Origin of the sequence: Kitasatospora sp. NPDC092039 (assembly GCF_044756065.1) — a bacterium.
Lineage (GTDB): Bacteria > Actinomycetota > Actinomycetes > Streptomycetales > Streptomycetaceae > Kitasatospora.
In genome coordinates, this window is sequence record NZ_JBIVSD010000010.1 from 147,487 (window position 1) to 160,116 (window position 12,630).

14 protein-coding genes, 1 tRNA gene and 1 pseudogene are annotated in these 12,630 nt (G+C 74.1%); 8 read left to right on the forward strand and 8 right to left on the reverse strand.

Annotated elements, in window-relative coordinates; genetic code table 11:
• Nucleotides 1-65: 65 nt before the first annotated feature.
• The 4 genes from ACIQI7_RS20955 to thpR all read left to right on the forward strand — a co-directional run bounded on the left by ACIQI7_RS20955 (nucleotide 66) and on the right by thpR (nucleotide 3,318).
• A tRNA-Cys gene (locus ACIQI7_RS20955) sits at nucleotides 66-136 on the forward strand.
• 167 nt (nucleotides 137-303) lie between these two features.
• Complete coding sequence (locus tag ACIQI7_RS20960) at nucleotides 304-1,461, forward strand: toll/interleukin-1 receptor domain-containing protein (RefSeq protein ID WP_401112083.1); 1,158 nt, start codon at nucleotides 304-306, stop codon at nucleotides 1,459-1,461.
• A 165-nt stretch (nucleotides 1,462-1,626) separates the two neighbouring features.
• Nucleotides 1,627-2,607, forward strand: a complete 981-nt coding sequence (locus tag ACIQI7_RS20965; protein ID WP_401112086.1) for an endonuclease/exonuclease/phosphatase family protein — start codon at nucleotides 1,627-1,629, stop codon at nucleotides 2,605-2,607.
• Between the two features lie 75 nt (nucleotides 2,608-2,682).
• Nucleotides 2,683-3,318: an RNA 2',3'-cyclic phosphodiesterase gene (thpR, locus tag ACIQI7_RS20970; RefSeq protein WP_401112089.1), complete on the forward strand. Its 636-nt coding sequence runs from the start codon at nucleotides 2,683-2,685 to the stop codon at nucleotides 3,316-3,318.
• Nucleotides 3,319-3,357: 39 nt separating this feature from the next.
• On the opposite strand, the gene ACIQI7_RS20975 is transcribed toward thpR, so the two are convergent.
• The 6 genes from ACIQI7_RS20975 to ACIQI7_RS21000 all read right to left on the reverse strand — a co-directional run bounded on the left by ACIQI7_RS20975 (nucleotide 3,358) and on the right by ACIQI7_RS21000 (nucleotide 7,933).
• The gene (locus tag ACIQI7_RS20975; protein ID WP_401112092.1) at nucleotides 3,358-3,972 is read right to left on the reverse strand and encodes a restriction endonuclease; all 615 of its coding nucleotides are present in this window, start codon (nucleotides 3,970-3,972) and stop codon (nucleotides 3,358-3,360) included.
• Between the two features lie 179 nt (nucleotides 3,973-4,151).
• Nucleotides 4,152-4,352 carry a hypothetical protein gene (locus ACIQI7_RS20980; RefSeq protein ID WP_401112095.1) on the reverse strand — a complete coding sequence of 67 codons (201 nt, stop codon included), beginning with the start codon at nucleotides 4,350-4,352 and terminating at the stop codon, nucleotides 4,152-4,154.
• A gap of 201 nt (nucleotides 4,353-4,553) precedes the next feature.
• Nucleotides 4,554-5,396 (reverse strand): alpha/beta fold hydrolase, encoded by an 843-nt coding sequence (locus ACIQI7_RS20985; RefSeq protein WP_401112097.1) that lies wholly within the window; start codon nucleotides 5,394-5,396, stop codon nucleotides 4,554-4,556.
• A gap of 4 nt (nucleotides 5,397-5,400) precedes the next feature.
• On the reverse strand, nucleotides 5,401-6,042 hold the full coding sequence (locus ACIQI7_RS20990; RefSeq protein ID WP_401112100.1) for a dihydrofolate reductase family protein: 642 nt from the start codon (nucleotides 6,040-6,042) through the stop codon (nucleotides 5,401-5,403).
• 162 nt (nucleotides 6,043-6,204) lie between these two features.
• The gene (locus ACIQI7_RS20995) at nucleotides 6,205-6,846 is read right to left on the reverse strand and encodes a hypothetical protein (protein WP_401112102.1); all 642 of its coding nucleotides are present in this window, start codon (nucleotides 6,844-6,846) and stop codon (nucleotides 6,205-6,207) included.
• Between the two features lie 289 nt (nucleotides 6,847-7,135).
• Nucleotides 7,136-7,933, reverse strand: a complete 798-nt coding sequence (locus ACIQI7_RS21000) for an SMI1/KNR4 family protein (protein WP_401112104.1) — start codon at nucleotides 7,931-7,933, stop codon at nucleotides 7,136-7,138.
• 293 nt (nucleotides 7,934-8,226) lie between these two features.
• Between ACIQI7_RS21000 and ACIQI7_RS21005 the strand changes: the two genes are divergently transcribed.
• Nucleotides 8,227-8,739, forward strand: a complete 513-nt coding sequence (locus tag ACIQI7_RS21005; protein WP_401112467.1) for an SMI1/KNR4 family protein — start codon at nucleotides 8,227-8,229, stop codon at nucleotides 8,737-8,739.
• Here the strand turns inward: ACIQI7_RS21005 and ACIQI7_RS21010 are convergent.
• A pseudogene (locus tag ACIQI7_RS21010) lies at nucleotides 8,635-9,263 on the reverse strand (transposase family protein); the annotation flags it as partial. The gene ACIQI7_RS21005 and the pseudogene ACIQI7_RS21010 overlap by 105 nt on opposite strands.
• A 68-nt stretch (nucleotides 9,264-9,331) precedes the next feature.
• Here ACIQI7_RS21010 and ACIQI7_RS21015 point away from each other — a divergent pair.
• Nucleotides 9,332-9,535: a hypothetical protein gene (locus ACIQI7_RS21015; protein ID WP_401112107.1), complete on the forward strand. Its 204-nt coding sequence runs from the start codon at nucleotides 9,332-9,334 to the stop codon at nucleotides 9,533-9,535.
• 340 nt (nucleotides 9,536-9,875) lie between these two features.
• On the forward strand, nucleotides 9,876-10,556 hold the full coding sequence (locus ACIQI7_RS21020; RefSeq protein ID WP_401112109.1) for a hypothetical protein: 681 nt from the start codon (nucleotides 9,876-9,878) through the stop codon (nucleotides 10,554-10,556).
• 291 nt (nucleotides 10,557-10,847) lie between these two features.
• Here ACIQI7_RS21020 and ACIQI7_RS21025 read toward each other — a convergent pair whose 3' ends face one another.
• Nucleotides 10,848-12,038, reverse strand: coding sequence for a putative peptide maturation dehydrogenase (locus tag ACIQI7_RS21025; RefSeq protein WP_401112112.1), 1,191 nt, complete (start codon nucleotides 12,036-12,038; stop codon nucleotides 10,848-10,850).
• A 165-nt stretch (nucleotides 12,039-12,203) separates the two neighbouring features.
• Here ACIQI7_RS21025 and ACIQI7_RS21030 point away from each other — a divergent pair, with 165 nt between their 5' ends.
• Nucleotides 12,204-12,536, forward strand: a complete 333-nt coding sequence (locus tag ACIQI7_RS21030) for an NHLP-related RiPP peptide (protein ID WP_401112114.1) — start codon at nucleotides 12,204-12,206, stop codon at nucleotides 12,534-12,536.
• Nucleotides 12,537-12,630 lie beyond the last annotated feature (94 nt).

A 12,630-nucleotide genomic window follows, 5' to 3' on the forward strand; every position in this document is an offset into this window, starting at 1 on the left:
GTGAAGAACCGCCGTTTTCCGAACGGCCCGGGTTCACGGGCGGGTAATGTTTCCACCGTCGCCGAGGTGGAGTGGCCGAGTGGCGAGGCGGCGGCCTGCAGGGCCGTTCAGACGGGTTCGATTCCTGTCTCCACCTCCTCTCCTGTTCCTTCCGGTCCCGGCCCGGCGGTACGCCCGTCCCGGACCGACCGTCCCGGACCGGCCTCTCCGGAGCGGCCTCTCCGGAGTAGGCCGAACTGCCGTGCCCCGGTGCTATGTTCACGGTGTCCGTCCCGCATCCGCAGGAACCTCGGGGGGTCGCCCATGACCGACGCCGACCGTGACACCGACCGCGACGGCGAGCAGGCCACCCGGGCCCTGCTCGCCGAATACGCCGCCGGAACCCGCGAGTTCGACGGCCGGACGTTCACCGGCCTGCGGCTCGGCCGGCAGAACCTCGGCGACGCCGTCTTCACCGACTGCGAGTTCGACGACTGCGTCCTCGCCATGGGCACCTTCGACCGCTGCGAGTTCCGGGGCTGCCGGCTGCGCCGCATCAACGCCGTCCGGGCCGGCTTCATCCAGGCCCGGTTCCTGCACTGCGACGTCGAACAGGCGGCCTTCCGCGGCGCCGACTTCTTCAAGGCCACCTTCCGCGGCGGGACGTTCGGCGGCGACTACCGCGAGGCCTTCCTCGTCCAGGCCGTCTTCGACGAGGTCGTCCTCCGCGGCGCCCGCTTCGACGACGCCCACTTCGGGTTCAACGTCTTCGCCGCCACCGAGCTCGTCGCCACCACCCTGGACCCGGTGGTCGTCAACGGGCTCTGCCGGATCGACGAGCGCACCATCGCCTCCTCCTTCATCCTCAACAGCCGGGCCCTGGACGCCGCCCGCGACCGGCTCGGGGACGACCGGGCCGTCCGGGAGCTGACCCGCGACCTCGCCGGCCTGGAACGGTTCCTCGTCCGCGCCGGGGCCGACCCGGCCTCCGTGCGCGCCTACCGCGACACCGCCCGCGGCGCCCGCGAGCCCGCCCGCCCCAGCGTCTTCATCAGCTACAGCTCGGCCGACGAGTCCTTCGCCGCCGAACTGCGCGACCAGCTGGAGGCCAACGGCGTGGACACCTGGTTCGCCCCGCACGACATCCGCGGCGGCCGGACGATCCTGGAGCAGGTCACCGAGGAGATCCAGCGGCGCGGACGGATGGTCCTCGTGCTGTCCGAGGCCAGCATGGCCAGCAACTGGGTGGCCACCGAGATCGGCCGGGCCGTACGGGCCGAACGGGAGAGCGGCACCCGCAAGCTCTTCCCGATCCGCATCGTCGCCCATGAGCGGCTGCTGCGCTGGGAACTGTTCGACGCCGACGCCGGCTACGACGTGGCCCGCGCCATCCGCGAGTACCACATCCCGGACTTCCGCGGCGACGGCCTCGCCCTGCCCCAGGCCGTCAGCCGCCTGGCCCGCGACCTGCGGGAGGGCTGAGGCCCCCGGCCCGCGCCACCCCCGTCCCCGCGCCCGGGCCCCGGCCCCGGGGCCCCTGCCCCGCCTCGGCCGGGGGCGCGCGGAACCGGGCCCGGGGCGCGCGCGTCCGTCCTTCACGACGGCGGCCGATGATCACCGCCGTCGGCCGCCCCTGGAAGGAGCACCGTGACGGACGGTACGTCGCAGCGCATGTCGCCCGCCCGCCGGGGCCGTTGGCGCCCGGTCGCACTGATCGGGTGCGGGGTGCTGCTGCTGGGCCCGGCCGTGCTCGCGGCGGTGCGACTGCTCGGGTGGGACGACGGCACGGTGTGGGCGCTGCCGATGGCCGGGCTGCCGTACGCGGCCCTGCTCAGCGTGCTGCTGCTGGCGGCGGTGGCGGTGCTGCGCGCCCGGTGGCTGACCGGGGCCGCGGCCGTCCTGGTGGTGCTGCAACTGTGGTGGCTGGTACCCCGGTTCGTCCCGGACGGGGCCGACGCCCCGGCCGACGCGCCCCGGCTGCGGGTGGCGACCAGCAACAACTTCATGGGGCAGGTCTCGCCGCAGTCCCTGGTCGACCTGGTGCGCGACCAGCGGATCGACGTGCTCGCGGTCGAGGAGCAGAGCGACTCCGCCGCCGACGCGCTGGACGCGGCCGGCATCCGCGCCCTGCTGCCGCACCGCGAGCGGCCGGCCGGCACCGACACCGCGCTCTACACCCGGCTGCCCGTCGGCTCCGCCGCCGACCCGGCCTGGCCGACCACCAACCTGACCGTCGACGTCGGCGGCCGCCCGGTGCAACTGGTCGCCGTGCACACCTACTACCCGGTCGGCGACGCCCGCCGCTGGGCCGAGGGACTGCACGACCTGCGCGCCGCCGCGCCCGGGCGCAACCGCAACGCGGTCCTGCTCGGCGACTTCAACGCCACCCTCGACCACAAGCCGATGCGCGACCTGATCGGCACCGGCCTGACCGACACCCACGAGGAACTCGGCGCCGGCCTGCTGCCGACCTGGCCCCAGGACCACCCCGACTACCCCGTCCCGGCCGTGATCCAGATCGACCACGTCCTGCACGGGCCCGCGCTGACCGCCGTCGACGTCTCCGAGCACGCCCTGCCGCGCAGCGACCACCGCGCCGTGGTGGCCGAACTCGCCGTCCTGCGCTGACCGCCGCCGTCCTGCGCTGACCGCCGCCGGCACCGGCTGAGCGCGGGCGGCCGCCCTCGGCTACCCTCCCCCCTCGTGGACGATCACCCCGAACCCTCGACCCTGCGCGTCTTCGTCGCCCTGGCTCCGCCCGACGACGCCAAGGACGAGCTGGCCCGGGCCCTGCAGCCCGCCTACGCCAGGTACCCGCGGCTGCGCTGGAACCGCATCGAGGACTGGCACATCACCCTCGCCTTCCTCGGCGAACTGCCGTCCACGGCGGTGCCGCCGCTGCGGGCGGACCTGGCCGGGCGGGCCGCGTCGCACCCCGCCCTGCGCCTGGGCCTGCGCGGCGGCGGCCACTTCGACCAGCGACTGCTGTGGAGCGGGATCGACGGGGACCTGGAGGGACTGCACCTGCTCGCCGACTCCGTCCGCGACCTGGTCCGCTCCCGCGGGATCGAGTTCAGGGACCGGCCGCTGCACCCCCACCTGACGCTGGCCCGCTCCCGCCGCGACGACCCGGTCAGCGTGCCGCTGGCCGCGGCGGGGCTCACCGGGTTCGTCGGCCGGCCGTGGCGGACCGAACGGCTCCACCTCGTCGGCAGCAACATCGGCCGCGGTCCCGGGCCGATCCGCTACCGCGACATCGAGGCCTGGCCGTTCGCCGCCGCCGCCCGAACCGGCGACGACGGGGGCGGCCGCGACGACGGAGCCCTCACCGGGCCGTAGCCGACGGGCGAGGCCTTTGCGCCCGACGCCGGGCCGCGGTCAGTTCCGCCGGCCGTCGCGGGGCGCGGGGACGCGGGGCAGGACGTTCCACAGGGGCTGGCTGCCGGCGGCCCAGCGGGCGAGCGCGGTGCGGTCGACGAGGTGGACCCCGTGCTCGGCGCCCCAGCGGTGGGCGTCGCGGGAGAAGCGGCCGTTGGTGACGACCACGGCGACGTGGGCGTGGTGGGAGCGCTGGTAGGTGCCGGCGAGCGCGTACAGGACGCCCACCCCCACCGGCCTGCCGCCCAGCGGGTCCTGCTTGTGCTTGCACTGCACGGCCCAGCGCCGGCCCATCGGGTCCTCGGCGAGGACGTCCACGCTCTGGTCGTTCGCCCGCCCGACCTTGCGGGCGCGGCAGCCGTCGCGCTCGAACAGGTCACGCACCGCGAACTCGAACGCATCCGGCTTCATGTGGTCGAGCCCGCCGGGGCCGCTCAGGGCCAGCCGCAACCGGGCGGCGCGCAGCCGGTGCTCGCGCGCGGCGAGGACCCGGGCCCGTACGACGGCCGCGGCGGCGCCACCGGCGGCCAGGGGGCCGACGACGAGGACCCACCAGTTCGCCGCCAGCCACCGCAGCGCGGCGGCGACCGCGCTGAGGACCAGGAACGCCACCACGGCGTAGACGAACCAGCTGACGTCGTCACGCCGTCCGGCACGACGCGGACGCGGGCGCGGGCGCGCGCGCCGCGCCGGAGGCCTGCGCCTAGCCATCCGCCGCTCCGGACCTCTGCACGTCGGTGTCCTTCCTTCGAGGGCTCTCGCCGCAGACGGGTACGGGTGAGGCCGGGCGGGCGTCAGCGGGTGGCTTCGACGGCGACGCCGACGAGCTCCAGGACGGCGTGACCCCAGGACGTGGCGGCGATCAGGACACCGAAGGTGACGGCGGTGAAGACGGTGAACGCCTCGTCGACACGGCTGCGGGCCTCGGTACGGCGGCGGAGCCGGACGACGATGACGATCGCGAGGAACGCCGTGGCGCTGATCGTGTACTGCACTGCCCACCCCCGGATATTGACCCTGTGTGAGGCTCCCGTCACCGGGAGCCCGCCGCATCCGGGTGAGCATGCCAGAGCCGCCCCCCTCCCGGGGCCGCTTTGCCCGAATCAGCCGGACGCGAACGGCTCAGCCCACCGCCCGCCCCCACCTCCCGTCCCCGCTGTCCGCCCCCTGGGCTGCCCGGGCAGGGGGCGGGGCGGCTAGCCGAGCGTGAGCATCGCCCCGGCGACCTCGCCGACCGCCGCGTCGGGGATCGCCGTGGCGGCCTCGGCGAGGACGAGCAGCCGTGCCCCGGGGATCTCGCGCGCGAGCGCCTCGCCGTTGCCGACCGGGAAGAACGGGTCGCGGCGGCCGTGGACGACGAGCGTGGGCACCGCGATCGCGGGCAGGCGCTCGCGCCAGCGCGGTGCGCAGTCGAGCCTGGAGAACACCGCGCCCAGCTGGTTGGCCGTCTGGACCGGGGCAGCGGTGCCGGGGGTGCGGTCCCAGACGCGGGCGGCGGTCGCGCGCGCGGCGGCGGGGTCGTCGCCGCGGATCTCCGCGCCGGCGGCGGCGAACTCCGCGACCGCCCCGCGGTCGCTCCAGTCGGGCATCCGACGGGCGAACAGCCGCTTCATCGTCGCCCGGTCGTGGTCGGGGAGGTCGTCGTCGGGCGGGCCGGGGGCGACCGCGCGGGTGCCGACCAGGGTGAGCGCCGAGAACACGTCCGGGCGGTCGAGCACGGCCACCTGGGCGACCATCCCGCCGACGCCGATCCCCGCGAGGTGCGCGGGCCCGCCGCCGAGCGCCTCGGCGAGGGCCGCCGCGTCGGCGGCGAGGTCGCGCAGGGTGTAGCCGGGGGCTCCCGGATCCACCGTCGTCGACTCCCCGCTGTCGCGCAGGTCGTAGCGCACCGCCCGGCGCCCGCCGGCGGCGAGGCGCTCGCAGAGCGCGTCGGGCCAGGAGAGCATCGTCGGCCCGCCCGCGAGCAGGACCAGCGGTGCGCCGAGGTCACCGAACGACTCCACGCCCAGCGCGATCCCGCCGGCGTCGACGGTCGTCACCGGGTCACCGGGCGTCGTCGTGCCCGAGACCGCGGTCGGGGGCGCTCATGTCGCCCGTCCGGGGCGTGCCGTCGGCGAGCCCGTAGCGCAGGTACACGGTGCCCGTGGGGCCGGCCGCCGGCGGTTGGAGGAGCGTGAGGTTCGTGGGCACCGCGCCGCCGTCGAACACCTGCTTCCCGACGCCGAGCACGATCGGGTGCACCCACAGGTCGAGACGGTCGAAGAGCTTCTCCCGCAGGAGGGTCTGCACCAGGTCCAGGCTGCCGACGACCTTGATGTTCCGGTGCCGGTCGCGGATCCCGCGCACGGCGTCCGCCAGGTCCGGGCCGAGCAGCGTGGACCCGGCCCACGGGAGGTCGGGCGTGCCGCGGGAGGCCACGTACTTCGGGACGCGGTTGAAGAGCTCGGCGATCTCGCCGTCCTTCTGGTGCGGCCAGTAGGCGGCGAAGATGTCGTACGTCCGCCGGCCGAGCAGCAGGGCGTCGGTGCCCTCGTACGCGGCGAGGATCTGCGCCCCGGTGGCCTCGTCGATCAGGGGCGCCTGCCAGCCGCCGAACGGGAACCCCTCCGGGTCCTCGTCGGGGCCGCCGGGCGCCTGCCCGACGAGGTCGAGGGTCGCGAACAGTTCGATGTGGATGAGGCCCATGTCTGCACTCCCGATGAGTTTGGTCGTCCCGGTCGAGATGTAGACCCGCCGGGGCCGGAAAACTCATCGCCACGCCGACACCCGGTTTCCGAACCCGCCGATCGCCCCGCCCCGCGCTTCGCCCCGCCCGTCCCGCTCGGCCTGCTCGGTCCGCCCGTCCCGTCAGAGCCCGACCCGGAGCCGGAGCTGGAGCCGGCACCCGCCGGGGCGGTCGTCGGTGTCGATGCCGATCGTCGCCGGGCCGCGGTCGGTCTCCGCCCACCGGTACCCGGTGTTCCGGCACTGGGCGCGGTCGCCGTCCGCGTCGTACTGGATGTCGAGGGCGACGTACGTCTGCCTGATCTGCGGCACGGCCAAGGTGAGGCTGCAGCCGCCCGGCCGGTTGTCGGTGTCGATCCGGACGGCGGGGCCGAAGGTCCGGGCGTCCCTGCGGATCGGCATGCCGAAGGTGCCCTGGTTGCCGCACTGTGCCGGGTCCCCGCCGGCGGTGGCCTGGAGGGCGTAGGCGAGGGACACGCCCTCCAGCTCGTTGTCGGGGTCGTGGACGCCGAACGCCAGCTGGCAGCCGCCGGGACGGCTGTCGGTGTCGAAACGGATGACGTCGGTCCAGGCCCCCTCCGCGACCCACTGATCACCCGTCCTCCCGCCGCACTGCCCTGACACACCGTCGGGGTTGAACCGGATGCCGAGCTCGGCGGGCCGGAACTGCCGGGTCTGCGCCTGCGCCGGCACGGGGGCCACCGTCGCCGCGACCGCCGTGGCGGCCGCCCCGAGCACCGCCAACCCGCGCGCGATTCTCCTCATTGCAGCGATTCCCTCTCGTCCCGAGCCATCCGTACCGGAAGCCCCCACGGTGCCACGGGCGTGGACACGCCAATCGAAGCCCGCCGCCCGACATGCCCTGCGCCACCCGAAAGCGCCAACCCCGCCCGCAGGCGTGCCCGGCCGGGTCCGGCCGGCTGGAGCGCCCGGGTGCGTGGAGGCCCGCCCCGCAGAGGACTTGGGCCCGCTGTGGCCGGTACCCGGGAGCCGTACGCCTCGACTCAGGTGACGATGACGACGAGCGCGGCGGCCGCCGGCAGGAGGAGAACCGTCAACGCCGGTGCGCCGGTGCGCCGGTGCGCCCGTCGGGCCCGGAGGTGGCGGCGACCCACGAGACGAGGGGACCGCCGGGGAGAGGACGACCGTCGGCCCGGAAGATCCCGTCACGGGCGAGCCGGACCAGGACCGGGGCGCCCATCTCGTCGAACCACGCCGGGGGCCGCGCGGAGGTGAAGGCCGCGGCCGTCGCCTCGAACCAGGCCGCGAACGAAGGGAAGTCGGGCACGGCGTCGGCCTGCTCCACCCACGTGCCGTCCGCGACGTAGCGTGCCCGCGGCTCGTCCTGATGGTGGTAGTAGACCGGGTACTCGCCGTCTCCGCCGGGCTTCGCGACATCGAAACACCGGACCGCCTCGTCACCGGCCCCTGCGGACCCGACCAGGTGATCGGTCGACAGGACCCGCCCGGGCTCGCGACCGACCCCCTCGGGCAGGTGCACCAGCTCGGCGTTCAGCCCGACGAGCTCCTCCTCGTCCACGGGCACGAACTCGCGCTCGTCCTCATCCTCCTCCCGACGGCAGTGCAGCCGGTTGTGCTCCGCCAGCAGCGCCCGGTAGCCCGGCGGCACCGTCCGGGCGACGGTGCCGATGCGCGGCTCCAGGAGGGTTTCCCGCGCCCGCACCGCATCGCGCGAGGCGGGGCAGGACCCGTCGAGATCGAGCAGTCCCGCCGCGGCGGCCCGGCACAGGTCCAGGAGGGCGTCGCGAGGTATGGCCGTTGTCCGAACTCCTGTATGTCCTCGGGCGCCTTCGGCCGCGGGCAGCTTACTGAGCGTTCTCAGCTCCGCCACTCCAGGGTGACGCCGCGGCCCTCGCTTGGGCCCGGGAAGCTCCTCGGCTGGGCCCGCCGGGTATAGCGGGTTGTCTGTCGCGGGCGGTCACTTCGCTGAGGGGGCCGGCCCTGCGCTTCGGGGCGGAAGATAGTCATGGGGAGGAATGGAACACATGCTCGAAGTACTATCCCTGCAAGGTTCTCCGGCCGGTACTTCACAACCTCCGCAGTGGCGTGGTCGGACGGAGACATCCCTGCAGAGAAGTCAGAGGGCAGAGGGCGATGAGTGTGGCTGAGAGTTGGTCGCGTGTGATGAGTCTTCTTCGGGAGCACGCGCCGGCCGATCACGCGGATCTGCCAGGGCCCGCTACGGAGCAGATGCTCGCGGCAGCCGAGGAACGGATGGGGATCTCCCTTCATGGGGACCTACGGACGTGGATGTTGCAGAACAATCTGGATCTGCCGGAGGAAGACGTCGACGACGACGTGATGTGCTGCGGCTTCGACTGGTTCCCCGACGAGGGAAGCTTCTTTCTGGGCATCCGGGCGTCGGAGAGGCTCTACGCGAATCACCCCTTGTCCGGTGGGAGCGAATGGCGCGAGGAGTGGATCCCGTTCCAGTCGGACCGGGACGGCTGGATGGGCCGGTTCATCGACGCGAGGGACGGACGTATCGGCAGATGGTTCGTGGGTGCGCCCACGGTCACCGGCGAGTACGCGTCACTGGCTCACTATTTCGACTCCGTGGCGGAGATGCTGACGAGGATCGGCGCGGGGGACTATCCGGTCTGTTCCGTTGTCGAAGGGCGACTTGTCTGGTCGTGAGACGGTTCCCCACCGGATGACGGTCATCCGGTTGGGGCTGCAGCGGGCCCGGCGGAAGATCTGCCAGGACTTCAGTCGCGCGATGCTTCGTTCGACCGGTGCTCCTGCCGCTGACAGGGCTCGGTTGATTGTCTGCTGGGTCGCGGTGAGGTCCTGGCCGGGAAGCCCTCTGATGGGCGTGGTCATCCAGGGGCCGGCTCCGATGTAGGCGCGGTCGGCGAGCACGGGGACGCCCTGGCGTTCGCTCTGGGAGAAGTCGCTCCGGCCGTCGCCGACACGGTCGCACTCGGCGAGGTCTCGTCGAGCAGGACGTGATCAGGATCCGTCTCGCGCAGGACCCGTAGCAGACCGGGTGCCCGGCGGGACAGGTGATCGACGACGGCCGTCACGTAGGCGTGGGCGGTCCCGACGGATATGCCGAAGCCGGCGGCGATCTGTGCGAGCGTGTCGTGCCGGCGTAGGTAGACGAGGCCGACGAGGGCACGCTGGTGGGGCGGGAGCTTGCAGCGTCGCTCGTCGCGACGCTTCTGCTGCCGCTCTGCCAGATCCTCTACCGGTACTTCGCCCTGGTGCGCGCGGTCGCGGTCGACCAGTGCACGCCGCGGGTGCCTGCGGGCGGGACTGGGGTCCGCAGTACGACGCCGCCCACGGCCTGATGGGCGTACAGGTGGCGCTCATCGCGGCCGCCTGGGCCCTGCCGCGCCGACCGCGCTGGGCTCCGTGGCGCTTCGTCGCCTCCGCCGTGAGCGTGATGTGCGGCCTGGCGTGCAGTGCGGTGATCCAGGACTTCGGCTGAGGCCGGGCGGCGCCCCGGCGTCGCGTTCCGGGCGATTGCGGACGAGCGTCCCCTCATGGGAGTTCAGGAAGGCGCGCGGGCCGGGGGGACCACCTGCGGATGCGGGTCACACCCCGGTAGCGGCGCCGTCGGGCAGCACCAGCGCCGTCGTGGCGGCCGGGGGAGCCGACCGGAGGTGCCGGCCGGGGCCGCCGGCCGGGGGTGCCGATCGGCAGGGGGAGGGGGCCGGTACGAGGGCGAATCCCTGCTGATCGGCACATGTGCGTGAGGGGGTTCGGCGCGCAGGATCGGGGACATCAGAACGGCGGCCACCGGGGCCGTCGGAGGGAGGGAAGCCACCGTGTTCCGCACTCGTACCCGCAACCGTGCCACCGCCCGCGTCGCCAGGGCCTCCGTCGCCGGCGGGCTGGTCCTGGCGGCGCTCACGGGTGTCGCCCCGGCCTCCGCCTCCGGCGCCGGCACCGCGTCCGCCGACGCCGTCGCGTCCGACCACCGGGACGGACGACCCGCGCGTCCGGCGAGCGTCAGCGGCAGCGCCCGGATCTCGTACGCCTTCTCCCCGGACGACGAGATCTGGTTCACCGTCGATGCCCAGGCGGCGCCGTACACCCACCCCCTCCCGGGCACCAACGCGCCCGACGGACTGCCCACCGACGCCCGGGGCACGGTCCGCTACTCCCATCGCGTGGCCGCCACCGGGGAGGTCCACAGCGCGGAGGCCGAGGTGGACTGCCTGAGCACCGGAGGCCCGGTCGCCACGCTGACCGCCGTGATCCCCGCCTCGAACACCGGCAACGCCAAGGAGCGGATCGGCCTGAGCGTCCACCAGGGCAGCGGCCGTGAGGGCGGTCGCCTCGGGTTCTCCTGGGGCGTGGCCAACCTGGACGTGGGGGAGGACGGGAAGCCCTACCAGCCGGTGGTGGGCACCTGCATGGCTCCGGCCCCGTTCGCTCCGGTCATACGCGGCGGCTTCGCCGTCCACCACACCGAGTTGGAGCCCCCGACGTCGGCCGCCCAGTAGTGCGCCCCGCCCCGCCGTGCCGCGCCCCGCCGTGCCGCGCCCCGCCCCGCCGTGCCGCGCCGCGCCCCGCCGCGTGCGCGGGCACGTACGCCCACCGCACCCCCGGGCCGCCCACCGTCACCCCGGGGCCGGGCCGGCCCCAGGACGGAACGAGGAAGGAGCCTGCCGTTCGGCACACCCGCAACACCGCGCTGCGCCGCGTCGGGTCCACAGCCCGGCCGGACGTCAAGATCCGCAAGATCCGTACGGCGCCGGAGGCCGCTGCCGCCCGGCAGGGGCGGGCACCTGGACTCAGCCCTCCTCGGCCGCGTCCGCCGTCCGCAGCCAGACCTCCTCGGCCGGGTCGAATTCGCTGGTGGTCATCCGCTGCGCGCGCCAGCCGAAGCCGCAGACCGCCAGCGGGCCTTCGGCCAGCGGGTCCAGGCCGAAGCCGCGCTCGATGTCGACCTCGTTGATCGCCGACGTCACGAACGCGCCGAGGCCGAGTTCGGTCGCGCTCAGGTACAGGGTCTGGGACAGGTGCCCGCTGTCGAGCACCAGGGCGCGGTAGGCCTTGGCGTGCTGACGGTACTTCCAGAAGCTGCGTGCGTACCGAGGTGCCAGGACCGCCAGCACGGCCGCGTCGGAGAACCAGTGCTGGCCGGCCAGGGCGCGGCGCGCGAACTGCTCCAGCGGTTCGTCCGGGGAGGGCAGGCGCTCCAGCGCGTGCTCGACCGCGTGGTAGTGGTACAGCCCGGGCGCGAGGCCCTCGACGTTCTGCACGATCAGGTAGGCCTCGGTCGGGTGCAGACCGCCTCCGGAAGGCGTGTGCTTCTTCAGGAACACGGTGTCCTCGCCGACGCGCACCTGCGCCTGCGCGGCGAACACGCGTTGCAGCATGTGCGCGCACAACGCCAGCGGCAACGCCCGCTCGCCGTCGAAGTTGCGGCAGGTCGCACGCCGCGCCAGCATCGCGTCGAACCCGTTGCCTTCGACGCGCGGCAACGGCACCCGCTCCGGCGCGTCCCCGCGTTCGAGCGCGTGGGTGGGCGGCGGGCCGAGCTTGCGCCTCAGGTCGGCGGCGGTGGTCAGCTCGTTGGCTTCCATGCTGCTGACGCTGTCCATGCCCTCCCACCGTGCGAGCCGGTGCATCATCGCCGCGGGCGGCCACCAGTGGCCGGCCCGCAGGACCTCGTCGCGTTCCCGATGGGCGGCCTGGCGCTCGTCGTCGGAGATCACCAGGCCGCTGTCGACCAGCCCGGCCACCAGGGCCGATTCCTCGGCGTCCAGCGAGTCGGTGCCACACCATTCGCCGGGGCTCAGCCGGCCGAGCAACTCGCGCTGCGCCGCGTCCACTTCGACCTCCGCGTCGAGATGCGCGGCCAGCGCCAGCCAGCGCCTGGTGCGGCTCAGGCCGGTACCGCCGGTCAGCAGCGAGCCCAGGTCGAAGTCCACCTCCTCGCGAGGCTCCAGGAACAGCACGGCACAACGGCGAATTCGCATCGGGATCCGTTCGGCGGACAGCGGACAGCGGACAGCGGACGGCGGACGGCGGACAGCGGACAGCGGACGGTTCCGGAGCACGGCGGATCCGGAGCACGGGATCCGGTATCGACGGTGCCGCGGAAAGCCCCCGTGCAGCAAGGCAGTTGGCTATGGTTTTGTACCATGCGGACTCAGGTACTGGGGAACGAGAAGCTGCACCTTCCGGCCGACGTCGTCGATCGTCTGCTCGCTCTGCTGAGCACCGACGACCGCTTCCGCCGGCTGTTCACGCACAACCGCCACGCGGCGCTGGTCGAGGCCGGTTGCGCACTGTCCGAAGAACAGCTGCGGGCGGCCTCGCCGCTCAGCTGTCTGGCCGTGGACCGGCTGGCCGACAAGGAGGCCATCGCCGGGGCCCGCGAGGAACTGCGCGCGCACCTGCTGGCCGACGCGGCGTACAGCAACCCGCATGCCCTCGAATCCGGGGAGATGCACGCGGTACTGCGCCGGACCTGACGCGACGCCGGCCCCGAACACCGCGCGGAACCCCCGGCCCGGCGGCGGCCCCGATCAGGCCGCCGCCGGGCCGGGGCCCGTCACGCCGCCCCCG